Raw genomic sequence first — 23,724 nt, 5'->3', positions numbered from 1 at the left:
ACCCACGACCTTCGTGAAGGGGGCGATGTGCCCGCTCCCCCGGATCCTCGACGAATCTTACGGTTTCCAAAGGCCTGGGGCCTTTGGCGGGGGTGCAGGGGGGCGGCGCCCCCCCTGCGGCGCCTTCCCCTCCTTCAGCCTATTCGGCCGCCTCGCGGTTCGGTGTCGCCCCCGGCCGCCGCACGCGCAGCCGGCGGATGCGGCGCGGATCCACCTCGAGGATGCGGAATTCGAGCCCCGACGGGTGCGACACGAGTTCGCCCTTCGCCGGCACGCGTCCTGCGAGCGTGAAGACCAGGCCGCCGACGGTGTCGATATCCGCGGCGCGTTCCTCGTCGGTCAGCACCTGGCCGAGTTTCGCCTCGAAGGTTTCGACCGGCGTGCGGGCGTCGAGTTCGATCGTCCCGTCCGGCCGCTCCGTCATGTGCGGGGAGAGGTCCTCGTCATGCTCGTCGCTGATGTCGCCGACGATGGTCTCGACCAGGTCCTCGATGGTGACGAGCCCGTCGATGCCGCCGTACTCGTCCACCACCAGCGCCATGTGCGTGCGCGACTGGCGCATCTGCAGCAGCAGGTCGAGCACCGGAATGGAGGGCACGACGAAGAGCGGCTTGCGCTGGATCGCCTTGAGGTCGAAGGCCCCCGCCTGCCCGACGGCGGAGAACACATCCTTGATGTGGACCATGCCCGCGATGTCGTCGAGGCTCTCGCGATAGACCGGGTAGCGGCTGTGGCCGTCCCTCTGGATCAGGGAGATCGCCTGTTCCAGGGTGAAGTCCTCCGGCATCGCCATGATGTCGGCGCGCGGCACCATGACGTCATAGGCGGTCTTGCCGCGCAGGCGCAGCACGTTGGACAGCAGCGCGCGTTCGTGGGTGTCGAGGTCGCTGGTGTCCGGCCCGGCGCCTTCGCTGCCGGGCTTTTCCTCGTGCCGCTCGATCAGTTCCTCGACCCGGTCGCGGACCGATTCCGCCTCCTTGCGGCGCAGCAGCCCCTGCAGCTTCCAGAACAGGCCGGGCTTGTTGGAGAAGTCGCTCATGTCGCGCCCCGCGTCCGCACGGCGGCGCGACCCTCCTTCCACGGGTTGGGCAGGCCGAGCCGGCGCATGATGCGCGCTTCCGCGCGCTCCATGCGGCGGGCCTCGCCGGCGTCCAGGTGGTCATGGCCGGCGAGGTGCAACGCGCCATGGGCGACCAGGTGGGCAAGGTGCTCGGCCGCCCTGCGCCCGGCATCCCGGGCTTCGCGGCGTACCACCCCAAGCGCGAGCGCCACGTCGCCGAGCTGCCCCGGCACCTCGGCCGGGAAGGACAGCACGTTGGTCGGCTTGACCTTGGCTCGGTGCTGGCCGTTCAGGCGCTTGACCTCGGTATCGTCGGTCAGCAGCACTGTGATGGCGCCGGTGGCGCCGGCCTCCTGCAAGGCGGCCATCGCGGCACGGCGCGCCACCTCCTCCGGCCGCTTGACGGCGGCGCGCCAGCCCGGCGCCGCCAGGATCACGGAGATGTCCGGCATCTCCCCTGATCCGTTCCGAAGCCCAGCCTGATCGCCGGATATGCGACCGCGGCCGGGACGGCTACTTCCCGGTTCCATCCTTCTCCTTCTTCGCCCGCGTCTGGTCGTCGGCCCGCCCATAGGCGGCGACGATCCGGGCCACCAGGGGATGCCTTACCACATCCCGCTCCGCAAAGCGCGCAACTCCGATGCCGTCGACGCCATCGAGGATGCGCAGCGCCTCGATCAGGCCGGAGGGCTGGCCGGCCGGCAGGTCCACCTGGGTCGGGTCGCCGGTGATGACCATGCGGCTGCCCTCGCCCATGCGGGTGAGGAACATCTTCATCTGGGCGGCGGTGGTGTTCTGCGCCTCGTCCAGGATCGCATAGCAATGGGCCAGCGTCCGGCCGCGCATGAAGGCGAGCGGGGCGATCTCGATCTCGCCGGCGGCGATGCGGCGGGCGACCTGCTCGGCCGGCAGCATGTCGTGCAGCGCGTCATAGAGGGGCCTGAGATAGGGGTCGACCTTCTCCTTCATGTCCCCGGGCAGGAAGCCGAGCCGTTCGCCGGCCTCGACGGCGGGGCGGGAGAGCACGATGCGGTCCACCCGGCCGGACTGCAGCAGGGCGACGCCCTGCGCGACCGCGAGGTAGGTCTTGCCCGTGCCGGCCGGGCCGACGCCGAAGACCATCTCGCGCCGCGCCAGCATCTCGATGTAGGCGCCCTGGGCCGGGGAGCGCGGGGCGATGGCGCCCTTGCGGGTGCGGATGGCCGGCAGGTCGGCGAGCGGCAGGCGGGGCTCGCCGAACTCCGCGCCGCCTTCGGCCAGGCGCAACGCCGCCTCGACCTCGGCCGTGCCGACATGCTGCCCCTGTTCCAGCCGTTTCCACAGCGCCAGCAGCGCCGCCTCCGCCATTTCCGTCCGTTCCGCGCCGCCGGAGATCGCGATCCGGTTGCCCCGGGAGGAGAGCCTGACGCCGAGCACCTGCTCGATTCGTGCCAGGTGCCGGTCGTGCTCCCCATGGAGGAGCGGCAGCAGGAGGTTGTCGTCGAATTGCAGCGTGACGGAGCGGTGCTCGATCTGGCTGCGCGCGTCGGAAGCGCGGAGGGCGAGGCTGGAGGTGGCGGTCAAGCGGCTGGTCTCTCCCTGGGCTCGGTGTGCACGGGCGCGACCATTGCGCCCGATAGGGAATTGGGGTGTCCGGCGAGGATATTCACCGCAACGATGCGCCCGGAAAGCTGCGCGGGGCCATCGAAATGCACCGGCTGCAGCCAGGGCGTGCGACCGGCCATCTGGCCGGCGTGGCGCCCCGGTCCGGTGACCAGCACCTCCGCCACCATCCCGGCGCGGGAGCGGTTGAACGCCGTTTGCTGGTCGCGCAGCAGGGCCTGGATCTCGCCCAGGCGGGCGTCCTTGACCTCCTCGGCCACCTGGCCGGCCATGGTCGCGGCCGGCGTGCCGGGGCGGGCGGAATACTTGAAGGAGAAGGCCTGGGCGAAGCCGGTGTCGCGGATCAGCGCCATGGTCGCCGCGTGGTCGGCATCGGATTCGCCGGGATGGCCGGCGATGATGTCGGTTGACAGGGCGAGGTCCGGCCGCGCGTTGCGCAGGCGATCGACCAGCCGGCGGTAGTCGTCGGCGGTGTGCCCGCGGTTCATCATCTTCAGGATGCGGTCGCTGCCCGACTGCACCGGCAGGTGGAGGAAGGGCATGATCGCCGGCGTGTCGCCATGCGCGGCGATCAGATCGTCGTCCATGTCGCGCGGATGCGACGTCGTGTAGCGCAGCCGCGCGAGGCCGGGGATCTCCGCAAGCTGCCGCAGCAGCCGCCCGAGCGTCCAGGCGCGCCCGTCCGGGCCCTCCCCGTGCCAGGCGTTCACGTTCTGGCCGAGCAGCGTGATCTCCCGCGCGCCCAGCGTGACGAGGCGCTTCGCCTCGGCGATCACCGCCTCGGCGGGGCGCGAGTATTCCGCCCCACGCGTGTAGGGCACGACGCAGAAGGAGCAGAACTTGTCGCAGCCTTCCTGCACCGTCAGGAAGGCCGTGACGCCCTGCGGCGCTGCCTGTTCCGGCAGGTGGTCGAACTTGTCCTCGGGCGGGAACTCGGTCTCGATCACCGCGCCGGCCGCGCGCGACGCCCGTGCGACCATCTCCGGCAGCCGATGGTAGGATTGCGGCCCGAGCACGATGTCCACCCAGGGCGCCCGGGCGGTGATCTCGGCACCTTCCGCCTGGGCGACGCAGCCGGCGACGGCGATGACCATGTCGCCGCCGCGGGCCTGCTTCGCTTCCCGCAGGCGGCCGAGGTCCGAAAAGACCTTCTCCGTCGCCTTTTCCCGGATATGGCAGGTGTTGAGGATGACCATGTCGGCCTCCTCCGCCACCTCGGTCGGCGCGTAGCCGAGGGGGGCCAGCACATCCGCCATGCGGGCGCTGTCATAGACGTTCATCTGGCAGCCCCAGGTGCGGATCAGCAGGCGCTTCCGCGGGGCGGTGCTTTCGGTCATTCGGGGTCAGGCTCCGCCGGCTCCGCCGCGGGCAGCGCGGCGAAGGCAGGCGGGGGAAATGCGCACCGGAACGGCGCGGGTCAAGCGACCTGAGGCCCGTGACGGATCGTCATGCCGTGGACGGTGGCGGGCCGCTCCGCGTCGGGTCAAGGGATTCCCGCGGGATGCGGCGGCAGGGCGGCTCAGATGCGCCGACCGTGTCATGGCCGCCATGCCGGAGGCGGGCGGGATGTCGGCCGGGCTCGCCAGACCTGTCCCGCCCCGCCGTTCAACCGCCCGGCGGGCGCAGGCGAAGGGGTTCGACCGGGCGGTTCTGCCGCAGCAGGGCCGCGCCTTCCGCGACCACGTCGCTCGTCGCCGCGGCAAGCGTCTTGCGGTCGGGGAAGGCGGCAGGGTCGGCCGGTTCGTGCAGCAATACCGTCGCCCGCGCCCCGGACCGCCGCGCGATCCGCCAGAAATGGGATGCGATGTCCATGTCGCCGTACCAGGCGAAGAAGGGACGGTCGCGCCGGCAGGCCGGCAGCCCCCCCAACCGGTCATAGACCAGCGAGACCGGCTGCACCTGCTTCGCGTCCTGCGCCACCGTGAGGAAGGAGGACCGGAAGGGCAGCACCCGCGTGCCGTCGTTGCTGGTGCCTTCGGGGAAAAGGATGATGTTGTCGCCGTCGGCGAGCCGCGCCTGGATCTCGCTCGCTTCCCGGCCAGTGCTGTTGCGCTTGCGGCTGACGAAAACCGTGCGACCGAGCCGCGCCACCGTCCCGACCAGCGGCCACCTGCCGACCTCATCCTTGGAGACGAAGGCGGCCTCGACCACGCCGCCGAGGACCAGGATATCGAGCCAGGACGAATGGTTCGAGACGAAGAGGACGGAAGGCCCGCGCGACGGCGTGCCCACCACCTGCACCTTGAGCCCGATGAGCCGGCAGAGCATCGCGTGGTAGGTCCGCGCGAAGCGGATCTTCGCGCGGCCCGGCAACTGCATCAGCACCGCCTGGATGGGAATGGCGATCAGCGTCCAGAGCACAGCGCCGACGATGCGGCGTATGGCGCGTACCCGGCCGCCCATCGGGCGGGGCTCCATCACATCGCCCCAGGCGGCACCGGGCAGCCAGGGTCGGAAGCGCAGCGGCTTGGCGCGGCGCAGACGGCGCGGCCGGAGGGCATCTTCGGGCGAGCGTGCGACGGCTTCCATGAAGGGCGGAGGTAGCGCGCCCATCATGGCGGGGCAATGAAGCCTTGGCGGCAATGGCGTGAAGTCTGAACGGCTGGGGGAGAAGGGAACTTCTCCCCCCGGCCCTCCTCAACCTTCCTTGGGACCTCGGTAACGGTGCCGGCACCGCGAAGGTGGCGCCGACGAGAGCGAGGCGGCGCGAGTGAAGCTCGCCTCCTCCCGCGCGGCTACCAGAGCAATTCGCGGACTGGCGCGACCTCCGCCTTCGCTCCATCACAGCCCCATGTCAGCTCTCGCCTGGTCCCTCCTCATCCTGCTCTCCATCCTCTGGGGCGGATCCTTCTTCTTCGTCGGTGTCGCGATCACCGAAGTGCCGCCGCTCACGCTCGTCTCGGCACGCGTCGGGCTGGCGGCGGCGATGCTCTGGGCGGCGCTGCCGCTCCTCGGCGTCGCGCCTCCGCGCGGGGCACGCGCCTGGGGCGCGATCGCCGTCATGGGGCTGCTCAACAACGCCATTCCCTTCACGCTGATCGTCTGGTCGCAGCAGACGCTGCCCTCGGGCCTGGCCGCCATCCTCAATGCCACCACCCCGCTCTGGGGCGTTGTCGTGGCCCATCTGGCCACGCAGGAGGAGAAGGCGACGCCGGCCAAGGTCGCCGGCGTGGTGCTCGGCTTCGGGGGTGTCGCAGCGATGATGGGCACGGACATCCTCGGCGGCGCCGCGGCGGCGGGGGCGGCGACGGTCGCCATGCTGGCGGCGACCTTTTCCTACGCCTGCGCCGGCGTCTTCGGCCGGCGCTTCCGCGCCCTCGGCGTCGCGCCCATGCAGGCGGCCGTCGGCCAGGTGACGGCCTCCGCGGCGATGATGCTGCCGGTCGCGCTGGCGGTGGAGGCGCCCTGGACGCTGCCGGCGCCCTCCGCCGGCGCCCTGGCGGCGGTGGTCGGCCTCGCACTGTTTTCCACCGCGCTCGGCTACGCGCTCTATTTCCGCATCCTGGCGCTGGCCGGTGCGGTGAACCTGCTGCTGGTGACCTTCCTGGTGCCGGTCAGCGCCATCCTGCTCGGCACGCTGGTGTTGGGGGAGGCACTGGAACCACGGCATATCCTCGGCATGGCGATGATCGGCGCCGGGCTCGCAGCCATCGACGGGCGCCTGCCGCGACTGCTCGCCAAGACAGTCTGATCAGTAGTCGAGGCGGCCCCGAAGCTCCCCGTAGGGGATCATCACCCCCGCGCGATAGGCCGGGCGCTGCTGCAGCCGGGCATACCAGGCCTCGACATGCGGGGCCGGTGGGCGCGGGATGTCGAGCGTGAACCAGCGGTACAGCGCCGTGCCAGCGGGAATGTCGGCGAGCGTCGGCTCCGCACCGCCGAGAAACGGCCGCGTCGCCAGCACCCGGTCCAGCGCCGCCATGTGCGCGGCGCAGCGCCCCAGCGCCGCCCTCACCGCCGCCATGTCCCGCCTGTCCTCGGGCGTCCGGTAGAAGCCCCAGAAGACGCCGTTGAGGACATCCGGCTGCAGGCTGGTCGCCGACCAGTCCATCCAGCGATCGGCCTCGGACCGCTCGCGCGGGTCCTCGTGCCAGAAGCGCGGCGCTCCGTGGCGGGCGGCGAGGTAGCGCAGGATGGCGTGGGATTCCCACACGGCATGCCCGTCCTCCTCGAGTACCGGCACCTTGCGGTGCGGGTTCATGGCGCCGAATTCCGGCGTGTCGAGCAGGCCGTGCGCCCCGCCGGCCTCGATGTGGCGGTACGCCAGGCCGAGCTCGCCGAGCAGCCACATCACCTTCTGCACGTTGAAGGAGCTGCGCCGCCCCCACAGGGTCAGCATCGGCTCATACCAGCGCTACGAGTCTATGACTCGTGCCGAGGCCGCGAACGCGGCCCGCCGGTGGTCCGGCGAAGCCCAGCAAACCGGAGGTTTGCGCCCGGCGCCTGAGGGCACGAAAAGGCGGATGCCAGCGGTCGCGAACAGCGGCCGTTGGCATCAGTCCCGCCCGGCGACCTTGCGCTCGAAGTGGCGGTAGTACTTGTCCGTCACCTGGTCGGTCTTCACCACCACCGCGACATCGGTGGTGTTGAACTGGTGGTCCAGCACCGCGCCGTCGCCGACGAAGCCGCCGAGGCGCAGATAGCCCTTCACCAGCGGCGGCAGGTCCACCAGCGTCCGCTTGACGTCGATGGTCGCCGGATCCTTCCGGCGCATCTCCACATAGCGGTCGGGCAGGGCGCGCGGCCGGATCGCCTCCGGCGCCATGTGGTTGGCGGCGAGGTAAGTGAGCTGGTCCGCCAGCGCGTCGAGATCCGTCCCCGGCAGGGAGGCGCAGCCGAACAGGATCGCGACGCGGTGCTTGAAGATGTAGGCGGCGATGCCGCCCCACAGCAGTTGCATCGAGCCGCGCGTGCGGTAGTCCGCATCGACGCAGGATCGGCCGCACTCGAGCACCTCGCCCTCGAAGGCGAGGATGCGGGAGATGTCGTATTCCGCCGCCGAGTACCAGCGACCAAGCCGCGCCGCGGCGCCCCGGCGGATCAGGCGGTAGGTGCCGACGACCGATTCCGGCCCCTCGCCGCGATCGTGGTCCACCACGACCAGATGGTCCGCAACGGCATCGAAATCGTCACGGTCACGGTGCGAGGCCGCCGTCGCGGCATCGGCATGGGCACCCATCTCCTCGTAGAAGACGCGGTAGCGCAGCGCCTGCACGGCGTCGATCTCGGCCCCCCCCACAGCCAGCCGTACACCGAGATTGCCCGAACGGAGTTCCCCGAAGCCGGGGTCCTCCTCCGTCACGAGGATTTCTCCTTGGTGCGGCGACGCAGCTCGGGGCGCGGCGGCTCCGCCTCCGCCTTCCGCCCGAACAATTCGAGGCGCTGCCCGACCAGGGAGAAGCCGAGCCTGCCCGCCATGATTCGCGCCAGGGCTTCGAACTCCTCGTCGGCGAACTCGATCACCTTGCCGGTATCGACGTCGATCAGGTGGTGGTGATGGCCGCGGTCCGCGGGATCGTAGCGCGCGCGGCCGCCGCCGAAGTCGCGGCGTTCGAGGATGCCGTTCTCCTCGAGCAGGCGCACGGTGCGGTAGACGGTCGCGATCGACACCTTGCTGTCGAGCGCGAGCGCGCGGCGATAGACGTCCTCGACGTCCGGATGGTCCTCGGCCTCACTGAGAACACGCGCGATCAGGCGTCGCTGCCCCGTCATCTTGAGGCCCCGCTCGATGCAGAGCCTCTCGATCCGGGAGGGCGGCGGGGCCTGCTCTGCCGCGCGGTGGCGGGTGCGGCTGTCCATGCGGTCGTCGGAACCTCAGTTTGATGCCGCGACGGTCGCGGCGCGGCCCGGCAGGATACTCCGCCCCGGGCCGCGCGGCCAATGCCGCAGCGGTACGGGTCTCGGAACCCGTTCGAGAAGGCGCCGAACGGCGCATTCCCGATGGCTGCACCGGCGCCCACACCGCCCGCCCGGCCACCCGGCGACAGCATCCCGGATGGGCGGGCCGGAGGGGAGGGTGTGGGCCGGTGCCGGCAGGTCTCTCAGCCAGCCCTGCCCTTGCCGCGCGCGCGCGGTGTGGTGCCGAGGCCGATCTTCTTGGCGAGCGAGGAGCGGTGCTTCGCGTAGTCCGGCGCCACCATCGGGTAGTCCGCCGGAAGGCCCCAGCGCTCGCGATACTGTTCGGGCGACATGTTGTAGGAGGTCTTGAGATGCCGCTTCAGCATCTTCAACTTCTTCCCGTCCTCGAGGCAGATCAGGTAGCCCGGCGTGATGGACTTCTTGATCGGCACGGCGGGCTGTGGTCGCTCGGGCTCCGGCGCAGGAGCGGAACCCACGCCGGAAAGCGTGCGGAACACTTCCTGGATCAGCCCCGGAAGTTCCGAGGCGGGCACAGGATTGTGCGAGACATGAGCCGAAACGATCTGGGCCGTCAGGCCAAGAATTTCGGCGTTGGGATTGATTTCGGCCACGATGTCAGCCCCCTGGTATCGTCAGCAACATGCTGTCTACCGATCTTGGCGATTCGCGGCAATCACAGGAGGGGTGAAAATTGTGACAGACGGCAACTTCCCATCGACACGCGAAGAATTCGTCCCGAATTCCACCCTGGACATTACCACCGAGACTTGCCCGATGACCTTCGTGCGCGTCCGTCTTGCACTCGATCGTCTATCGCCGGGGGCGCTGCTCGAAGTCCTGATGAAAGGGGACGAGCCCCGCCGCAACGTTCCCCGCACCGCCGCCGAGCAGGGCCATGCCGTGCTGGCGCAGGAGGACCGCGCCGACGGCGTCACCCGCCTGCTGCTGCGCCGGAAGGACTGAGAGCCTGGTTGGAAACGCGCCTCGCGGCGCGTTTCCGGGTCCGGCACCGACCCGCCCACCCCAGCCCGGCCACCCCTGTCAGCATCCTGGAATGGGTGGCCGGGTGGGGGTGCGGGTCGGTGCCGGGCTTTCCAGGCGGTCTCCGAGCGGCAGGCGGAGCACCAGCGCGTCCGAGCCGTCCGGGTAGTAGCGCCGCCTCCTCCCGGCCTCCACCGCCCCGAGCGCGGCATAGAGAGCACGCGCGGCGGCGTTGCCCTCCGCCACTTCTAGGAACACGGTCGCCGCGCCGCGCCGCGCCGCTTCCGCCATCAGCGCGCCCATCAGCGCCCGCCCCGCCCCGGCCCTGCGCCCGGCCGGACGGACCGCGAGCGTCAGCACCTCCGCCTCCTCCGCCGCCACGCGGCCGAGCACGAAGCCGACCGGCTCTCCCCCCACGCTGGCGAGCAGAGCGAAATGGCCCGGCAGGGCGATCAGCAGGCCGATCGCATCGCCGCTCCAGCGATGGGCCGGGGGAAAGGCTTCGGCGTGCAGCTCGGCGAGCAGGGCGGCCGCCTCCGAACCCGCCGGCGCGACGATCGGCGCGGCCTCAGCCACCCGGGGCGCGCACGGCGGGCGGTTCGGCGTAAAGCGGTGCCGCGCCGCGCGGCGGCAGCGCCCCGGCCAGGCGGCGCCCGGCAACGCTGGCGACGGCGACGGCCCGCGGCATGCCGGGCAAGGCTTCGGCGACATCGCCACGCGCCATCAGCGCCGCCGCCACCGCCGCGGCGGCATCGCCAAGCACCAGCACGGGGCCCAAGGCCTCGGGCAGGGCGTCGAGCGGCGCGACCAGCGGCGCGGCCGGAACCACGGCGCCCGGCGCGAAGCACTCCAGCACGACGCGGCCGCGGCGGTTGTCGACCGCGGCCCAGATCGCGCGCTCCGTCGCCGGCGCCTCGGCCGCCAGCGCCTCGCCCGTCGTCACGCCGATGAGCGGCCGGCCCGCCCCGCGCGCCAGGCCCTCCGCCAGCGCGATCGCCGCGCGCAGGCCGGTGAAGCCACCGGGCCCGACACCCACCGCCACGGCATCGAGCGCCGTCGCGCGAAGGCCGGCGCGCGCCAGCACCGCCGCGGCCATCGGCGGCAGCAGGGCCGGATGGCCGCGGTGTGCCTCGGCTTCCTCCGCCGCCAGCACCTGGCCATCGGCCAGCAGGGCGGCGGAGCAGCGGGCAAGCGCGCCCTCGATGGCGAGGATCCTCATGCGCGCGGCTTTACGGCAGAACCGGCGCGGACGGAATTGGGCCCCGCCGCGAGGGCTTCCGCGCCAAGCGGCTCGCGCCCAGGATGCTTCCCGCCGGGCCAGAGAGCCCGCCAACGGAAGGAAACGCCATGTCCATCTCCCGTCGGGCCCTGGGTGCCGCGGCCCTTGCGCTGCCTGCCCTGCCGGCCGCCGCGCAGGGCCCGTTCCCCAGCCGCGCCGTGCGCATCATCGTCCCCTACACGCCGGGCGGCGTGTCCGACATCACGGCGCGGCTGATCGCCGAGCCGCTCTCCGCCGCCTGGGGACAGCCCGTGCCGGTCGAGAACCGCGCCGGCGCCGATGGCGTGATCGGCACCGAGGCGGTCGCGCGCAGCCCGGCGGATGGCTACACGCTCGGCCTCGTCTCGGTCGGGCATCCGGTCAACGCGGCGTTCTACCGGCTGCCCTTCGACACCATCCGCGACTTCACCTTCGTCACGCAGACCACGGCGACGCCGCTGGTGCTCTGCGCGCCGCGCGCCTTCGCGCCGAACACGCCGGCCGAGCTGGTGGACCACGCGAAACGCAATCCCGGCGTGACCTTCGCCGGCACGGGAGGCGTGGTGCGGTTGGCGCCGGTGCTCTTCGCGCAGCGCACCGGCATCACGCTTGAATACGTGCCCTATCGCGGCTCCACCCAGGCGCATCCGGACCTCATCGCCAACCGGGTGAACATCATGTTCGACACGGTGCCGGCGGCGCTGCCGCACATCCAGTCGGGCGCGCTGAAGGCCCTGGCGACCACGGGGGCGCGGCGCAGCCCGCAGCTTCCCGACGTGCCGACGATCGCCGAGAGCCTGCTGCCGGATTTCGAGGCGGCGACTTGGGGCATGGTGATCGCCCCGGCCAACCTGCCGCCCGCCGTGCTGACGAAGCTGAACGCCGACATCCGCGCGGCGCTGCGGAACCAGACGGTGGTGGACCGGCACAAGACCCTGGGGGCGGAGATCGTGTCGAACACCCCCGACGAGATGCGCAGCTTCGTGCAGGCGGAGATGGAGAAATGGGGGGCGGCGGCACGGGCGGCGGGGATCCGGCCACAATAGCCGCGGCGCGGCAGAAGGTTGCCCTTCCCCGGCGCAGCGGCCCTTCGCCGCGCCGGGCCGCGTCACGCCGCGAGGTGAAGCAGTTCGTGCAATCCCGCGCGGATGCCTTCCCGCAGGGCGATCCGGGGCTGCCAGCCGAGCGCCTGGCGAGCCCGCGAAATGTCCAGCACGGCGTAGCCGGGCAGGCTGCGCGCCGCGTCCCAATGCTCCTGCCGGGTCGCGACCGGCCGGCCGAGTTCGCGCTCGATCATCGCCAGCACCTCCCGCACCGAGGTGCCGACACATGAGCCGATGTTCAGCACCTCCACCTGTCCCATGGCGAGCGGCCTGTTCGTCGCCAGCAGCAGAGCTTCGGCGACATCGTCACGGTGGACGAAGTCGCGCACATTCGCCGGATCCCCCACCAGCCGCACGGGCTCGCCCCGCACGGCCGAAGCGAGCGCGATGCCGATGAAGCCCTGCAACGCGCCCGGGACGGCGCGCCAGCCATAGGCGGTGGAGATGCGCAGGATCCGCGCGCTCACGCCGCCATCCGCGCAAAGCGCCTGTATGTAGTGCTCGGCAGCCAGCTTCTGGATGGCGTAGGGGCTTCTCGGCAGGCAGGGGTCCTCCTCGCGGTGCGGGCGGCGCGCGCCGCGCTCGGCGTAGACGGTTCCGCCGGAAGATGGGAAGATGATCCGCAGGCCCTCATGCCGCCGCGCGGCGTCGAGGAGGCTCAGCGTGGGCAGCAGGCCGTCGTTCAGGCCGGCGCCGAAGCCGCTTCCGGCCAGCGGCACGCCGCGCCAGGCCAGATGCACCAGGGCGTCCTGGCCACGCAGCAGCCGCTCACAGCTTTCGGGTTGGAGGAGATCGCCTTCGACCACCTCGATCGGGTCCGGCAGGCGCGGGCTGCCCGGGGAAAGCAGAACGCGGAGTTGCAGGCCCGGTTGCCGCAATGCGAGGCCGCAGAAGACCTGCCCGATTCGCCCCGCGGCCCCGGTCATGCAGACCTTCATGCCTTGTCGCCCCTCAACCTCCGAATGCTCCACGGCACATGATTTAGATTTTCATGAAAATCATTGCGCATTTGCCGCGATATCGGATTGTCAGATCAATCACTTGCATGATAACCTCCACTCCTCAAAAGTCATTTCACAATTTGTCAAACGACTCGGATACTACGCAATATCATTGGCAGAATGGAAATAAAAATACATCACCCGGCAAATTTAATTCAAATTGTTACGAATACTTCACGATATGCCGCGATCGTTTTCTGCGCATTCCCTTTGTCAAATCGGTAGCCGTGCGCCAGGAATGCTGCTGCCGGGACGTCCGAACCGTCGGCTGGCCAGGGCACGACGACAGGAAGGACACAGCACGACCGATGCCGATGATCATGACGCCGGAGCAGAATGACTGGTTCGGCAGGATGCGTGCGGATTGGCTCCGGGTCATGCGGCCCTTCGCCGGCTACGGCGTCGGCCAGCTCTTTCCCGCGCTGCCGACGCTGCCGGCCAATCGCCTTGAGGGCTGCGTGCTTCTCCCGCACCGCGAGGAGATCCTGAGGCGCCTGCCGAAAGGCGGCGTCTGCGCCGAGGTGGGAACGCAGGAAGGCCTCTTTGCGGAGAAGATCCTCGACATCGTCCGTCCCGCCAGGCTGCATCTCTTCGACATCGACGACGCCCCCCTGCGCGCGCGTGACACCAACCTCCTGGCGCGCGAGGAGGTGGAGCTGCACCTGGGTGACAGCTCGACATTGCTGGGCGGCTTTCCGGACGACCATTTCGACTGGATCTACATCGATGGCGACCATTCCTACGATGGCGCCTCGCGCGACGCGCGCGTCGCGCGGACCAAGGTCAAGCCGGGCGGCCTCCTGATCTTCAACGACTTCACGCTCTGGTCGCCGGCCGAATGCATGGACTACGGCGTGCCGCACGCCGTCTGCGAACTCTCGGTCACGCATGATTTCCGCTTCGTCTACTTCGCCCTCCATCCGCATCTCTACAACGACGTGGCGCTCCGGCGCCCCCTGCCTGACGAGGCCGCGCCGCCGCCGGCGGAGACACCCTGATGCTGCAGGGAGCGACGTTGAGCGGCGTGGTGTCGGCGCGCGACTTCGCGCCGCGGGCAAACTTCCTCGCAGGCGGCAAGTCGCGGCGGCTGGTCGAGATCGATCGCCATTACGACGACAGCGCCGTGGTGTGGCAGGAGGACGTCTACCGCTTCGCGCGCCTGGTCGCCGACGAGACCGGGCCGGCACGCATCGTCGACATCGGCACGGGATCGGGCGTCAAGCTGCAATCGAGCTTTGCCGGCCATCCGGCGGCGACGCTTCAGACCGACTGGCACGACGACAGGATGCCGCTGCCGGACGGTGCGGCGATGGGTTCCTTTCTCCCGGTGAATCTCGAGGAGTTCGGCGACCTCGAAAGACTGGAAGCTGCGCTCGACCCGCGGGAACCGACGCTCTTCATCCTCTCCGACGTCATCGAGCACCTGCAGGATCCGCGCCCGCTCCTGCGGACATTGCGCCGCCTGCTGAAGCTGCATGCGGGCAATCGGCTCGTGATCTCCACGCCGGACCGCGAGCGGGTCGACGGCGCGCGCGCCGACGGCCTGCCCGACAACCGCGGCCATGTCCGACAATGGACGCTGAACGAGTTCGGCCTGGCGATGATGTCCGCGGGCTTCATCGTCCGGCGCATCGGCCGCTTGCCGCAGAACGCCTGGGATGCCTGCGCCCGCACGATCTGCGCCGAGCTCGCCTGCACGGCGGAACATTGCCGCCGCTGGCTGCACGACCATGGATTGCCGCCGCCCGCGGCCCACATGGTGCTCACGACCGAGCATGCCCGTGCCGAGCGGACCGGCGGCATCGGGACCTACATCCAACTCGCCGAGGAGGCGGACCGCCAGCCGCGCCTGATCCTGTTCGCCGGCAACATGGGCCTGCCGGAGGAGCGCTGGTGGGAGGCAGCCCGCGCGCGCGGATGGATCCATGTCGCGGACATGTGCGGCCGGTCAGGCCTGCCGCTGCGGGACGTCGCCGCCGTGGACCCCGACGATATCCTCGCGGCCGCGATGCAGGCGCTGTTCCTCTACGACGAGGTGCGGCTCATCGAGTATCAGGACTATCTCGGCATCGGCTACCGGGTGGCGCAGGCGAAGCGCGCCGGGCTGCTGCCGCCGTCCGTCTCGGTTGTCGCCTACGCCCATGGCAATCAGCTCTATCTCGATGCCGCCGCCGGCGAGGTCGGCACCGACCGCTCGCCGAGCATCGACGCCTGGGAACGGCTCTCGCTTGAGCTCGCGGATGTCGCGCTCTTTCCGTCACGTTACCTGCGAGACCTCTATGTCGAGAAGGGCGGCTTCCGGCCCCGCGCGGAGCGGTTCCTGCCCTATCCGATCCGGCTGGCGCCGAACGGGCTGGACGACCTGTCGCGCGGGCCGATCCGGACCCTGGTCTTCTACGGCAAGCAGACCCCGCAGAAAGGATATCCCGACTTCGTCGAGGCGGTGCGCGCGCTCTTCGCCGATCCCCGCCATGCCGCGACGGCAGCCCGGCTGGAGCGCGTCGTGCTGATGGGCGTGACCGAACCGGACGCCCGGCTGAAGGATCTGCCCATCACGGTCGAGCACGGCGTCTGGAGCCGCGCGGAAGCAGTCGCGATGCTCCGCCGCTTCGCCGCCGACAGCCTCCTCGTGCTGCCCTATCGGGGCGACAACCACCCGCTGTCGATCTTCGAGGTGATTGACGCGGATTGCCAGTTCATCGCCTTCGACATCGGCGGCGTGCCGGAGCACCTGCCGGGCGAGCTCGCCGACATGCTCCTCTGCGCGCCCGACGGCACGGCGCTGGCAGCGGCGATGGCTCGCGCCCTGTCGCTGTCACACTGGGATCGCTGCCGCCTCGTCGAGCGCACACGGGCACTGGTGCGCGAGGCCTATATGCAGCACACGGAGGAATACCGGGCCGTGACGGCCGCCTTGACGCAAGGCCCGGCGCCGGCGGCGTCCGCGCCGGAGCCGGGCGCCGTGACCGTGGTGGTGCCGAACCTGAATGGCCGGCGCGAACATCTCGCCGATGCCGCGCTCGGCCTGCGGAACTCCTTCCAACGCCCGCGGAAGATCCTGCTGGTGGATGACGGATCGACGCCCGAGAACTTCGCGGAGCTGCAGGCGGCCGCGGCGCGCTTCGGCGACATCCCGACCGAGATCATACGCCATGAGCGGAACCTCGGCCTCGCCGCCGCCCGCAACCTCGGGCTGGCCCGGACCGAGACGCCCTATCTCTGCGCCCACGACAACGACAACATCGTCCTGAACCGCTTCCTCCAGATCGCCTGTCGAATCCTCGACGAGAATCCGGAGGTCGCCGCGGTCACCTGCTGGCTGCGGCACTTCGACGACGGGACCGAATGGCAGGCCGAGACCTGGGGCGAGGCATACCGCCCGACCGGCGCCGACTTGGGGGAGGCTCTGCGGCGGAACACGCTGGGCGACGCCCTGGCCGTCTACCGGGTTTCCGCGCTGCGCGAGATCGGTGGCTGGAACGCCACATCGAAGGCGAAATGGGAGGATTGGGAGTGCTTTCTCCGGCTGGCCGGCGCGGGGAAGGACATCTGGGTCATTCCGCAGGAAGTCGTCCTGTATCGCATCAGGCAGGGATCGATGCTGAGGGCCTATCCGGATTTTCCCGGCTGGCTGAGGCTCGCCAATGCGCTGCCCGGACTGCCGCGCGCGCAGTCGGTGGCGCTGCTGCGCGGGATCTGGATGAAGCCCCCGATCATTCACATGCAGGATCCGTCCATCATCGCGCGGGTCAACGAGCTGGAAGCCATCCTGCGGGTCAACGAGATGGAATCCAACGCTCGGCTCGACGCGTCGGAACGGGAGAAGCAGGCGATTCTCCAGCGCCTGCAGGCGCTTGAGACGAGCACCACCTGGCGGGTCACTCACCGCCTCCGCGCCTTCTTCGACCGCCGGCCGAGGCTGAAGCGCGTTGTCCGGGCGCCGCTCGCCGTGGGATGGCGCGGCGCCCGGGCCGTTCGAAACGCAATCACCGGGCGCTGAAGCGGCCCCGACACCGCCGGCTTGGGCGTCGGGGCCGGCGGCGGCCCATTCGAAGGTGGCATTGCACCCCCGAGTTTCTACTCATAGGGCGGCACGCTGCCCGGCCGCGGGTCGATCGGCAGTTGCCGGTCGAGGCCCGTCATCATCTCGAACAGCGCCGCCACCTGCAACGCGCGCGCATCCTGCCGCGGCGGCGCGACGACCTGCAGCCCGACAGGACGCCCGTATTGGTCGAAGCCGCAGGGAACCGCGACGGCAGGGCAGCCGGCAAGCGTCGCGAAGGCGTTGATCAGCGACCCGCCCATGTAGTTCTCGAGCGTCCTGCCCGCGATCTTCTCCGGCGCGCGCAACATCACGTCGAAGGCGGGGGTGGAAGCGCCCGGCGTCACCAGCACGTCGCAACGGCGGAAGATGTCGCGCATCGCGCGGAAGAAGCGTGCGCGCTCGTGCTCCGCCCAGGCGAGGCGAGAGGGCGTCTCGGACAGGCCGCGCTCGGTCTGCCAGATGATGTCGGGCTTGAGCCTGTCGCGCCGCGTCGCGAGCAATTCCTCCCGATCCACCACGAAATGCTGGCTGCGCAACACCAGGAAGGCCTCCATCAGGTCTCCGAGGTCGGGGAACGCCTCCTCGATGACGATGCCGAGGCGCTCGAAGCGGCGGACTTCCCTCGCGCAGATCGCCGCCGTCTCGCGGTCCATCGCCATGGCGCCGCCGAAATCGGCGGTGAAGGCGATGCGCAGAGGCTTCTCGCGCTCGGCGGCAGTGACAGCATCGGCGTAGGACCGTGCCGGCGGGTCATAGGTCAGCGGGTCGTCGAGGTCCCATCCCGCCATGCTGTCGAGGAACAGCGACAGGTCCCGGATGTTGCGCGCCATCGGCCCCTGCACGGAGAGCGGCGACCACAGATCCTCCTGCGCCCCTCGCGTCACGCGGCCAGGCGAGGGGCGCAGCCCGACAACGGAGCAATAGGTCGCCGGGCGCCGCAGCGATCCGCCATGGTCGGAGCCATGCGCCAGCCAAACCTCCCCCGTCGCCAGCGCCACCGCGCCGCCACCGGTCGAGCCACCGCAGGTCAGCGCGGTGTTCCACGGGTTGCGGGTGCGGCCGAAAACCTCGTTGAAGGTCGAACCGCCGGCGCCGAACTCGGGTGTGTTGGATTTCGCGACGACGATGCCACCGCGGCGCTCGATGCGCTCGACGATGGGGTGGCTGCGCTCGGGGACGTAGTCCGCGAAGATCGGGCTGCCGAAGGTCGTGCGCACACCGGCGACCTCCGTCAGGTCCTTGATCGCGACCGGCAGGCCGGCGAGCCATCCCGCTTCGCCTTCGGCCTCCCGCCGCCGGCCGTTCATCAGAGCCTTCGCGTGGTCGCGCGCGCGGTCGAGGCAGAGCGTCGGCAGCGCGTTCACCGCCGGCTCGACCGCCGCGATGCGCGCCGCGGCGGCGTCGATGAGGTCGAGCGGCGTGATCTCCCCGGCGCGCAGCCGCGCCACCGCCTCCGTCGCGGTGAGCCGGATGAGCGAAAGGTCGGTCATTGTCGGCACCCCGATCGCGTCCCGTGTCGAAAATTACACATTCGTGTCAACAATTCCGTTAGACTCCATGCCGATTTCCTGGCGCAGGAGGATGCCCGCATGTCGGTCACCAACATCGCCGATCTCGACATCGTCCGGATCGCCAGCTCGCTCGGCACCGTGATGTCCTACCGGGCGGGCGATGCGATCTTCCGCGAAGGGGATCCGGCGCGGGACATGTATGTCGTGCTGCGCGGGATCGTGGAGATTGCAAGCCATGGCCGCAGCATCGAATCCATCCAGCCCGGCGACGCGCTGGGCATCGTCTCGCTCATCGACGGCCGCACCCGCAGCGCCGATGCGGTCGCGGTGACCGATGTCGAGCTCGCGGTGCTGGATGCGCGCACCTTCCGCTACGCGGTGGAGGAGGTGCCGCATTTCGTCTGGTACGTGATGGACGAACTCGCCCAGCGCCTGCGCGCGACCAACGCCGCGCTTTGACGGGTCCTCCGCAGGGCAATACCAACGGCCGCCATTCGCGACCGCTGGTAGCCGCCCTTTCCTGCCCTCAGACGCCGGGCGCAAACCTTCGGTTTGCTTGGCTTCGCCGGACTGCCGGCGGGCCGCATTCGCGGCCTCGGCACGAGTCATTGACTCGTGCCGCTGGTACAATTGCCTTCGTGAGGCCGGCATCGGCAGACCGGCTTCGTGCGCGGCTGCCCCCCCGCTTGCGCGATACCTGCGGGCAAGTGGTGAAACCTCTGCCGGGCGGGCATGCGGCGCCGCCTGCGGCCACGTCAGCCGGCGCCTTCGCCGTAGCACCGCCCGCCGGCACGTCACTCGAGCGGGATCTCCGCTTCGACCACGTGGTTCAGCCCAGGCGCATCGGGCGAGGTGAGCGCCATCTTCACGCGCAGCATCCTGGTGCGGCCGGCGCCCTCGCGCGCCGTTGCGCCCGCGTGCTCCCGCACGACGCGCTCGATCTCGCGCTGGGAGGTGACGCCCACGTGCTTGAGGAATTTCCGCAGTTCCATGTTGAAGCGGTCCTCGTCCATCGCATGCCTCCCGTGCCGGGCGCGACGCTTCCGCAACGGTCGCGCGGGCGGCTAGCCTGCACCCGAAAGGAGCATCGCGCCATGTACAACCCGCCGCACTTCCGGGAGGACCGCCCCGAGATCCTGCGGGAGATCATGCGCGCGGCGCGCCTGGCGCTGCTGGTCAGCGCGGCGGCGGATGGCGGGGTGCCGGAGGCGACGCACCTGCCGCTGGTGCTGGACGAAGCGGACGGCCCGCAGGGCACGCTCTACGGCCACGTCGCCAAGGCCAACCCGCATTGGCGGAGCCTCGCCGGCGGGGGCAGCGCGCGCGCCGTCTTCACCGGGCCGGAGGCCTATGTGTCGCCCTCCCTCTATGCCTCGAAGCAGGAGCATGGGCGGGTGGTGCCGACCTGGAACTACGTCGCCGTGCATGCCATCGGCCCGGTCGAGGTCATCGAGGACGCCGCACGGCTGCACGCGATCGTCTCCCGCCTGACCGACCAGCGCGAGGCAGGGCGGGCGGATCCCTGGGCCGTCAACGACGCGCCGGAGCCCTTCGTGGCCGGCCAGTTGAAGGGCATCGTCGGGATCGCGCTGCGCATCGAGACACTGATCGGCAAGCGCAAGCTCAGCCAGAACCGCAGCGAGGCCGACCGCGACGGCGTCATCGCAGGCCTGTCCGCGAGCGAGGATGCCCGGGACCGCGAGGCGGCCGCGGCGATGCGGGGCGCCTGACCGGGGCGCCGTCCCGTGCGGGCGGCGGCGAGGATTGACCCATGGGGCAAGGTCGCCCCCCATATGCTCTCGATCCGGCGCGTGGCGGCCCCACCAACCCCGCGCGCGATACCGGCGGAGCACGGCGCCACCGGTATCAGCCGCGCGGCGCGCGCAGTTCCTCGAGCATCGCCTCGATGCGGGCGAGCCGCTGGCGGGCCTCCCGCGCCGCCACACCGAGCGCCCCGATCGCGATCAGGGTGAGCGCGGACACCATCCCGGTCCCGGCATAGAGCAGCCGCGCGCGGCTCCATTCCGCCCCGCCCCAGGGCGTCGCACCCCAGGCGAGGTGGAGGCAGGCCAGCAGCGCTGCCACGCCGAAGACCTGCAGGAAGCGGTAGAGCCAGCTCATCCGGCGCCACGGCGCGCCAGCGCCGCATCCAGCGTGTTCTCGAGCAGGCAGGCGATGGTCATCGGCCCGACGCCGCCCGGCACGGGGGTGATGGCGCCGGCGACGGCGGCGGCCTCGGCGAAGGCGACGTCACCGACCAGGCGCCCGTCCGGCAGGCGATTGATGCCGACATCGATCACCACGGCGCCGGGCGCGATCCAGTCCCCGCGGACCATTCCGGGCCGGCCGACGGCGGCGACCAGCACCTCCGCGCGGCGGCATTCGGCGGCGAGGTCCTTCGTGCGCGAATGGGCGATGGTCACGGTGCAGTCGGCGCCGAGCAGAAGCTGCGCCATCGGCCGCCCGACGATCTGCGAGCGGCCGAGCACCACCGCCCGTGCCCCGCGCAGCGCTACGCCCGATTCCGCCAGGATGTGCATGACGCCGCGTGGCGTACAGGGGACCAGGCCCGGCTGGCCGGCGGCGAGGCGCCCGGCGTTCAGCGGGTGGAAGCCATCCACGTCCTTGGCCGGGTCGACGGCGGCGATGGCGGCCTCGGTACGGATCTGCGGCGGCAGGGGAAGCTGCACCAGGATGCCGTCCACCGCCGGGTCGGCGTTCAACCGCGCGATGGTTGCCAGCAACTCGGCCTCGGAGGTTTCGGCGGGCAGGTGGATGGTGGCGCTGTCGAAGCCGGCCGCGGTCGCCGCCTTGTCCTTGTTGCGGACATAGACGCCGGAGGCCGGGTCCTCCCCCACCCGCACGACGCGCAGGCCCGGGCGGAAGGACAGGGTGGCGACACGCTCGGCGAGCCGGGCGCGGATGCGCGCGGCGATCGCCTTGCCGTCGAGGATGCGTGCGCTCATGCCAGCGCCTCCAGTTTCGGAACGAGAACGGCCGGATCGCCGGCCACGCGAAGGGTCTTTTCCCGGGACGCCGCGCCCTGCACCAGCGCGACGGAGGACGGCGCGACGCCAAGTGCCCCAGCCAGCGCCTCGCAGGCGGCGCGGGTGGCGCGACCGTCTTCCGGCGCCTCGGCGACCGCAATGGCGAGTCGCGGGCCATCCGCCGCCGGCTTCACGCCACCGAGGCCCCGCCGCCGTGCCTTGGGCTGCACCTTCACGCGGACCAGCACGGCGTCGGATTCGGCCCGCCAGAAGCTCACCAGCCGATGCCGTTGCGCAGCAGCCCGACCTGGATTTCCGCGAGCAGGATGCGCGCCGCCTGCAGCAGCAGGATCACCACCAGCGGCGAGAGGTCGACGCCGCCGAAATTCGGCAGCCGCCGGCGAATCGGCCGCAGCACGGGCTCGGTCACGCGGTAGAAGAAATCCGCCACCGTCCAGACGAAGCGGTTGCGCGTGTCGAGGATGTTGAAGGCGAGCAGCAGCGACAGCACGGCGGAGATGATCAGCGCCCAGACATAGAGGCTGATCGCCGTATCCAGCAGCCAGAACAGCGCGCGCATGGGCCCTCCTGCAAAGCGGGCGCAACCTAGTGGCGGCCCCCTCGCCCGGCAAGGCGGGCGCGCAAGGCGGGTTGACTTCCCCCGCGGGGTGGGGCACTCAGCGCGCCTCGCGCGGGTCGGGGCTGTAGCTCAGTTGGGAGAGCGCCTCGTTCGCAATGAGGAGGTCAGGGGTTCGATTCCCCTCAGCTCCACCACCGCCCGCGACGCTTCCCCGCCGACCTGCCCTCGCCTAGGCTCCCCCGCGCATCTCGGGGAGTGTCCTGCCATGACCGAATCGCCGCACGGCCTGCCCGGCCACGCGAAGGTCCTGATCCTGCGCGGCATGGCACGGCACTGGTGGGCCTTCGTGCTGCGCGGCGCGGCGGCGATCCTCTTCGGCGTGCTCGCCTTCGTCTTCCCGGGCCTCGGCCTGGTCACGCTGCTCGCCTTCCTCGCCGCCTGGCTGGCGGTGGAAGGGGTGGCGACCATCTGGGTCGCTGTCGCCGGCAAGGGTGAGCACGGCGTCTGGACATGGATCGACGGGCTGCTCTCCCTCGCCGCGGCGGCGATCCTGCTGTTCATGCCCGGCCTCTCGGCCGTGATGCTGGTGCTGATCGCCGGCTTCTGGGGCGTCGCCGTGGGCGTGGCGCGGCTGGTACTCGCCTTCCGGGCCGCGGACGTGCTGCTCGGCCTGCTGGGCGCCGTCACGGTGCTGTTCGGCGCCTGGCTGCTGGCGCGCCCCGGGCCCGGGCTGATCGCCCTGGTCTGGCTGGTCGCGCTGGAGGCGGTCGCGATGGGGGTGATCCTGGTGGCGCTTGGCTTCCGTCTGAAGCGCCTCAGCACGGAGGGGGCGGCTACGCCGCGCTGAACACCAGGATCGCCGCCGCGGCCGCATGCAGCCCGGCCATGGCGAGTGACAGCGGCCGGCGCAGCCCGAACCACCAGGCCGGCGCCACGCCCTGCCGGCACAGATCCCGGTCCATCGGCGGCAGGCTCGCGAAGATCGCCGCCAGCAGCAGACACCCCGAGGCCGGCGGGACGAGCAGCGCGAGCCAGGCCAGCAGCGCCGGCACGACGGACCGCACCAGCATGCGCGGCTGCGCCGTCGGCTCGGCCCGCGCCGAGACCAGCCCCCACCAGGCGCCGCCGACGAAGCTCGCGATCAGCGCGCCATAGGCGACGCCCATCACCGCGGCGGCATCGCGGTAGCCCGGCAGCAGCACCAGCGCGGCAACCATGGTGAGGCTCGGGACCAGCCCGGCGAAGCCGAGCAACTTGGCGGCGCGCGGGGCGGGCGAATCGGTCATGGAGCCTCCTGTCCCGTCACCATTCGGAATGGGGGCTGCCGTGCCAAGCCTTCTGATACCAACGGCCGCTACTCGCGGCCGCTGGTACCCGCCCTTTCATGCCCTCAGACGCCGGGCGCAAACCTCCGGTTTGCTTGGCTTCGCCGGACTGCCGGCGGGCCGCTTTCGCGGCCTCGGCACGAGGCAAGAACTCGTGCCGCTCGTATCACGCGCCGGGCGCAAACCTGCGGTTTGCTTGGCTTCGCCGGACCACCGGCGGGCCGCGTTCGCGGCCTGGGCACGCGTCGAGAACTCGTGCCGCCGGTATAAGGGTGCCGCATCCACGAAGGCTTCACCCTCGGCAGGCCACCGCGCAGCGCGGCGCCGGAGGGGCGACCCCGCGCGCCCGGTGCCGGGCACCCGCGTCGTCCATGCGTAGCGCGCCTCACGACCGCTCGAGCAGGGTCTCGCC

27 protein-coding genes and 1 tRNA gene are annotated in these 23,724 nt (G+C 71.0%); 9 read left to right on the top strand and 19 right to left on the bottom strand.

Features of this window, described 5'->3' with window-relative positions:
• Positions 1 to 139: 139 nt before the first annotated feature.
• The 5 genes from GXW74_RS05700 to GXW74_RS05680 all read right to left on the bottom strand — a co-directional run bounded on the left by GXW74_RS05700 (position 140) and on the right by GXW74_RS05680 (position 5,065).
• Positions 140 to 1,039 carry a hemolysin family protein gene (locus GXW74_RS05700; protein WP_211845477.1) on the bottom strand — a complete coding sequence of 300 codons (900 nt, stop codon included), beginning with the start codon at positions 1,037 to 1,039 and terminating at the stop codon, positions 140 to 142.
• Positions 1,036 to 1,512, bottom strand: a complete 477-nt coding sequence (gene ybeY, locus GXW74_RS05695; protein WP_211845475.1) for an rRNA maturation RNase YbeY — start codon at positions 1,510 to 1,512, stop codon at positions 1,036 to 1,038. Before ybeY ends, GXW74_RS05700 begins: the two co-directional genes overlap by 4 nt.
• A 61-nt stretch (positions 1,513 to 1,573) precedes the next feature.
• Positions 1,574 to 2,623 carry a PhoH family protein gene (locus GXW74_RS05690; protein WP_211845468.1) on the bottom strand — a complete coding sequence of 350 codons (1,050 nt, stop codon included), beginning with the start codon at positions 2,621 to 2,623 and terminating at the stop codon, positions 1,574 to 1,576.
• The gene (gene miaB, locus GXW74_RS05685) at positions 2,620 to 3,999 is read right to left on the bottom strand and encodes a tRNA (N6-isopentenyl adenosine(37)-C2)-methylthiotransferase MiaB (RefSeq protein WP_211845466.1); all 1,380 of its coding nucleotides are present in this window, start codon (positions 3,997 to 3,999) and stop codon (positions 2,620 to 2,622) included. The genes GXW74_RS05690 and miaB overlap by 4 nt, the downstream gene beginning before the upstream one ends.
• A 268-nt stretch (positions 4,000 to 4,267) precedes the next feature.
• Complete coding sequence (locus GXW74_RS05680) at positions 4,268 to 5,065, bottom strand: lysophospholipid acyltransferase family protein (protein ID WP_246522935.1); 798 nt, start codon at positions 5,063 to 5,065, stop codon at positions 4,268 to 4,270.
• 388 nt (positions 5,066 to 5,453) lie between these two features.
• On the opposite strand from GXW74_RS05680, the gene GXW74_RS05675 reads away from it, so the two are divergent.
• On the top strand, positions 5,454 to 6,353 hold the full coding sequence (locus tag GXW74_RS05675; RefSeq protein ID WP_211845462.1) for a DMT family transporter: 900 nt from the start codon (positions 5,454 to 5,456) through the stop codon (positions 6,351 to 6,353).
• On the opposite strand, the gene GXW74_RS05670 is transcribed toward GXW74_RS05675, so the two are convergent.
• From GXW74_RS05670 to GXW74_RS05655, 4 genes are all read right to left on the bottom strand, one after another.
• On the bottom strand, positions 6,354 to 7,001 hold the full coding sequence (locus tag GXW74_RS05670; RefSeq protein WP_211845460.1) for a glutathione S-transferase family protein: 648 nt from the start codon (positions 6,999 to 7,001) through the stop codon (positions 6,354 to 6,356). It lies immediately after the preceding gene.
• 156 nt (positions 7,002 to 7,157) lie between these two features.
• Positions 7,158 to 7,964 carry a GNAT family N-acetyltransferase gene (locus GXW74_RS05665; protein WP_211845458.1) on the bottom strand — a complete coding sequence of 269 codons (807 nt, stop codon included), beginning with the start codon at positions 7,962 to 7,964 and terminating at the stop codon, positions 7,158 to 7,160.
• Positions 7,961 to 8,461, bottom strand: coding sequence for a Fur family transcriptional regulator (locus GXW74_RS05660; RefSeq protein ID WP_211845456.1), 501 nt, complete (start codon positions 8,459 to 8,461; stop codon positions 7,961 to 7,963). The genes GXW74_RS05665 and GXW74_RS05660 overlap by 4 nt, the downstream gene beginning before the upstream one ends.
• A 242-nt stretch (positions 8,462 to 8,703) precedes the next feature.
• Positions 8,704 to 9,132: a MucR family transcriptional regulator gene (locus GXW74_RS05655; protein ID WP_211845454.1), complete on the bottom strand. Its 429-nt coding sequence runs from the start codon at positions 9,130 to 9,132 to the stop codon at positions 8,704 to 8,706.
• An 82-nt stretch (positions 9,133 to 9,214) separates the two neighbouring features.
• Between GXW74_RS05655 and GXW74_RS27890 the strand changes: the two genes are divergently transcribed.
• Complete coding sequence (locus GXW74_RS27890; protein ID WP_338148149.1) at positions 9,215 to 9,484, top strand: sulfurtransferase TusA family protein; 270 nt, start codon at positions 9,215 to 9,217, stop codon at positions 9,482 to 9,484.
• A gap of 78 nt (positions 9,485 to 9,562) precedes the next feature.
• Here GXW74_RS27890 and rimI read toward each other — a convergent pair whose 3' ends face one another.
• Both rimI and tsaB read right to left on the bottom strand, forming a co-directional pair.
• On the bottom strand, positions 9,563 to 10,078 hold the full coding sequence (gene rimI / locus GXW74_RS05645) for a ribosomal protein S18-alanine N-acetyltransferase (RefSeq protein ID WP_338148148.1): 516 nt from the start codon (positions 10,076 to 10,078) through the stop codon (positions 9,563 to 9,565).
• The gene (tsaB, locus tag GXW74_RS27885) at positions 10,071 to 10,721 is read right to left on the bottom strand and encodes a tRNA (adenosine(37)-N6)-threonylcarbamoyltransferase complex dimerization subunit type 1 TsaB (RefSeq protein WP_246522933.1); all 651 of its coding nucleotides are present in this window, start codon (positions 10,719 to 10,721) and stop codon (positions 10,071 to 10,073) included. Before tsaB ends, rimI begins: the two co-directional genes overlap by 8 nt.
• 128 nt (positions 10,722 to 10,849) lie before the next feature.
• Between tsaB and GXW74_RS05640 the strand changes: the two genes are divergently transcribed.
• Entirely contained in the window at positions 10,850 to 11,806 is a 957-nt protein-coding gene (locus GXW74_RS05640; RefSeq protein WP_211845450.1) for a tripartite tricarboxylate transporter substrate binding protein, read from the top strand.
• 62 nt (positions 11,807 to 11,868) lie between these two features.
• Here GXW74_RS05640 and GXW74_RS05635 read toward each other — a convergent pair whose 3' ends face one another.
• The gene (locus GXW74_RS05635; RefSeq protein WP_211845448.1) at positions 11,869 to 12,789 is read right to left on the bottom strand and encodes an NAD-dependent epimerase/dehydratase family protein; all 921 of its coding nucleotides are present in this window, start codon (positions 12,787 to 12,789) and stop codon (positions 11,869 to 11,871) included.
• A gap of 383 nt (positions 12,790 to 13,172) precedes the next feature.
• On the opposite strand from GXW74_RS05635, the gene GXW74_RS05630 reads away from it, so the two are divergent.
• Together GXW74_RS05630 and GXW74_RS05625 are read left to right on the top strand one after the other, a co-directional pair.
• Positions 13,173 to 13,862 (top strand): class I SAM-dependent methyltransferase, encoded by a 690-nt coding sequence (locus tag GXW74_RS05630; RefSeq protein ID WP_211845446.1) that lies wholly within the window; start codon positions 13,173 to 13,175, stop codon positions 13,860 to 13,862.
• Positions 13,862 to 16,864 (top strand): glycosyltransferase, encoded by a 3,003-nt coding sequence (locus tag GXW74_RS05625; RefSeq protein ID WP_211845444.1) that lies wholly within the window; start codon positions 13,862 to 13,864, stop codon positions 16,862 to 16,864. The genes GXW74_RS05630 and GXW74_RS05625 overlap by 1 nt, the downstream gene beginning before the upstream one ends.
• Before the next feature lie 77 nt (positions 16,865 to 16,941).
• Here GXW74_RS05625 and GXW74_RS05620 read toward each other — a convergent pair whose 3' ends face one another.
• Positions 16,942 to 18,399: an amidase gene (locus tag GXW74_RS05620; protein ID WP_211845443.1), complete on the bottom strand. Its 1,458-nt coding sequence runs from the start codon at positions 18,397 to 18,399 to the stop codon at positions 16,942 to 16,944.
• A 99-nt stretch (positions 18,400 to 18,498) separates the two neighbouring features.
• Between GXW74_RS05620 and GXW74_RS05615 the strand changes: the two genes are divergently transcribed.
• The gene (locus GXW74_RS05615) at positions 18,499 to 18,879 is read left to right on the top strand and encodes a Crp/Fnr family transcriptional regulator (RefSeq protein ID WP_211845441.1); all 381 of its coding nucleotides are present in this window, start codon (positions 18,499 to 18,501) and stop codon (positions 18,877 to 18,879) included.
• A gap of 335 nt (positions 18,880 to 19,214) precedes the next feature.
• Here GXW74_RS05615 and GXW74_RS05610 read toward each other — a convergent pair whose 3' ends face one another.
• Positions 19,215 to 19,433, bottom strand: coding sequence for a DUF6494 family protein (locus tag GXW74_RS05610; RefSeq protein WP_211845439.1), 219 nt, complete (start codon positions 19,431 to 19,433; stop codon positions 19,215 to 19,217).
• Between the two features lie 81 nt (positions 19,434 to 19,514).
• Between GXW74_RS05610 and GXW74_RS05605 the strand changes: the two genes are divergently transcribed.
• On the top strand, positions 19,515 to 20,150 hold the full coding sequence (locus tag GXW74_RS05605; RefSeq protein WP_211845438.1) for an FMN-binding negative transcriptional regulator: 636 nt from the start codon (positions 19,515 to 19,517) through the stop codon (positions 20,148 to 20,150).
• 136 nt (positions 20,151 to 20,286) lie between these two features.
• Here GXW74_RS05605 and GXW74_RS05600 read toward each other — a convergent pair whose 3' ends face one another.
• From GXW74_RS05600 to GXW74_RS05585, 4 genes are read right to left on the bottom strand one after another with little or no spacing between them, the layout of a single operon-like run.
• A complete protein-coding gene (locus GXW74_RS05600; RefSeq protein WP_211845436.1) occupies positions 20,287 to 20,541 on the bottom strand; it encodes a hypothetical protein in 255 nt (84 codons plus the stop codon).
• Positions 20,538 to 21,386 (bottom strand): bifunctional methylenetetrahydrofolate dehydrogenase/methenyltetrahydrofolate cyclohydrolase FolD, encoded by an 849-nt coding sequence (gene folD, locus GXW74_RS05595; RefSeq protein WP_211845434.1) that lies wholly within the window; start codon positions 21,384 to 21,386, stop codon positions 20,538 to 20,540. Before folD ends, GXW74_RS05600 begins: the two co-directional genes overlap by 4 nt.
• On the bottom strand, positions 21,383 to 21,685 hold the full coding sequence (locus tag GXW74_RS05590; protein WP_338148147.1) for a DUF167 domain-containing protein: 303 nt from the start codon (positions 21,683 to 21,685) through the stop codon (positions 21,383 to 21,385). Before GXW74_RS05590 ends, folD begins: the two co-directional genes overlap by 4 nt.
• Positions 21,682 to 21,987, bottom strand: a complete 306-nt coding sequence (locus GXW74_RS05585) for a YggT family protein (protein WP_211845432.1) — start codon at positions 21,985 to 21,987, stop codon at positions 21,682 to 21,684. Before GXW74_RS05585 ends, GXW74_RS05590 begins: the two co-directional genes overlap by 4 nt.
• Before the next feature lie 118 nt (positions 21,988 to 22,105).
• Here GXW74_RS05585 and GXW74_RS05580 point away from each other — a divergent pair.
• Together GXW74_RS05580 and GXW74_RS05575 are read left to right on the top strand one after the other, a co-directional pair.
• A tRNA-Ala gene (locus tag GXW74_RS05580) sits at positions 22,106 to 22,181 on the top strand.
• Positions 22,182 to 22,252: 71 nt separating this feature from the next.
• On the top strand, positions 22,253 to 22,834 hold the full coding sequence (locus tag GXW74_RS05575; RefSeq protein WP_211845431.1) for an HdeD family acid-resistance protein: 582 nt from the start codon (positions 22,253 to 22,255) through the stop codon (positions 22,832 to 22,834).
• On the opposite strand, the gene GXW74_RS05570 is transcribed toward GXW74_RS05575, so the two are convergent.
• Positions 22,821 to 23,273, bottom strand: a complete 453-nt coding sequence (locus GXW74_RS05570) for a DUF3429 domain-containing protein (protein WP_211845429.1) — start codon at positions 23,271 to 23,273, stop codon at positions 22,821 to 22,823. The genes GXW74_RS05575 and GXW74_RS05570 overlap by 14 nt on opposite strands.
• Positions 23,274 to 23,724 lie beyond the last annotated feature (451 nt).

Source organism: Neoroseomonas eburnea, assembly GCF_018129005.1.
In the GTDB taxonomy this organism is placed as follows: Bacteria; Pseudomonadota; Alphaproteobacteria; order Acetobacterales; family Acetobacteraceae; genus Neoroseomonas; species Neoroseomonas eburnea.
The sequence above is the reverse complement of the archived record's forward strand: the minus strand, read 5'-3'. Positions and strand labels throughout refer to the sequence as shown.

What these genes read in the sequence shown, in the direction of transcription:
- GXW74_RS05680 (WP_246522935.1), bottom strand. Translation starts at nt 5,065, where the DNA reads ATGGGCGGCCGGGTACGCGCCATACGCCGCATCGTCGGCGCTGTGCTC.
- GXW74_RS05700 (WP_211845477.1), bottom strand. Translation starts at nt 1,039, where the DNA reads ATGAGCGACTTCTCCAACAAGCCCGGCCTGTTCTGGAAGCTGCAGGGG.
- GXW74_RS05600 (WP_211845436.1), bottom strand. Translation starts at nt 20,541, where the DNA reads ATGAGCTGGCTCTACCGCTTCCTGCAGGTCTTCGGCGTGGCAGCGCTG.
- GXW74_RS05610 (WP_211845439.1), bottom strand. Translation starts at nt 19,433, where the DNA reads ATGGACGAGGACCGCTTCAACATGGAACTGCGGAAATTCCTCAAGCAC.
- GXW74_RS05570 (WP_211845429.1), bottom strand. Translation starts at nt 23,273, where the DNA reads ATGACCGATTCGCCCGCCCCGCGCGCCGCCAAGTTGCTCGGCTTCGCC.
- GXW74_RS05615 (WP_211845441.1), top strand. Translation starts at nt 18,499, where the DNA reads ATGTCGGTCACCAACATCGCCGATCTCGACATCGTCCGGATCGCCAGC.
- GXW74_RS05660 (WP_211845456.1), bottom strand. Translation starts at nt 8,461, where the DNA reads ATGGACAGCCGCACCCGCCACCGCGCGGCAGAGCAGGCCCCGCCGCCC.
- miaB (WP_211845466.1), bottom strand. Translation starts at nt 3,999, where the DNA reads ATGACCGAAAGCACCGCCCCGCGGAAGCGCCTGCTGATCCGCACCTGG.
- folD (WP_211845434.1), bottom strand. Translation starts at nt 21,386, where the DNA reads ATGAGCGCACGCATCCTCGACGGCAAGGCGATCGCCGCGCGCATCCGC.
- ybeY (WP_211845475.1), bottom strand. Translation starts at nt 1,512, where the DNA reads ATGCCGGACATCTCCGTGATCCTGGCGGCGCCGGGCTGGCGCGCCGCC.
- GXW74_RS05670 (WP_211845460.1), bottom strand. Translation starts at nt 7,001, where the DNA reads ATGCTGACCCTGTGGGGGCGGCGCAGCTCCTTCAACGTGCAGAAGGTG.
- GXW74_RS05585 (WP_211845432.1), bottom strand. Translation starts at nt 21,987, where the DNA reads ATGCGCGCGCTGTTCTGGCTGCTGGATACGGCGATCAGCCTCTATGTC.
- tsaB (WP_246522933.1), bottom strand. Translation starts at nt 10,721, where the DNA reads ATGAGGATCCTCGCCATCGAGGGCGCGCTTGCCCGCTGCTCCGCCGCC.
- GXW74_RS05620 (WP_211845443.1), bottom strand. Translation starts at nt 18,399, where the DNA reads ATGACCGACCTTTCGCTCATCCGGCTCACCGCGACGGAGGCGGTGGCG.
- GXW74_RS05625 (WP_211845444.1), top strand. Translation starts at nt 13,862, where the DNA reads ATGCTGCAGGGAGCGACGTTGAGCGGCGTGGTGTCGGCGCGCGACTTC.
- GXW74_RS05630 (WP_211845446.1), top strand. Translation starts at nt 13,173, where the DNA reads ATGCCGATGATCATGACGCCGGAGCAGAATGACTGGTTCGGCAGGATG.
- GXW74_RS05635 (WP_211845448.1), bottom strand. Translation starts at nt 12,789, where the DNA reads ATGACCGGGGCCGCGGGGCGAATCGGGCAGGTCTTCTGCGGCCTCGCA.
- GXW74_RS05605 (WP_211845438.1), top strand. Translation starts at nt 19,515, where the DNA reads ATGTACAACCCGCCGCACTTCCGGGAGGACCGCCCCGAGATCCTGCGG.
- GXW74_RS05640 (WP_211845450.1), top strand. Translation starts at nt 10,850, where the DNA reads ATGTCCATCTCCCGTCGGGCCCTGGGTGCCGCGGCCCTTGCGCTGCCT.
- GXW74_RS05575 (WP_211845431.1), top strand. Translation starts at nt 22,253, where the DNA reads ATGACCGAATCGCCGCACGGCCTGCCCGGCCACGCGAAGGTCCTGATC.
- GXW74_RS05675 (WP_211845462.1), top strand. Translation starts at nt 5,454, where the DNA reads ATGTCAGCTCTCGCCTGGTCCCTCCTCATCCTGCTCTCCATCCTCTGG.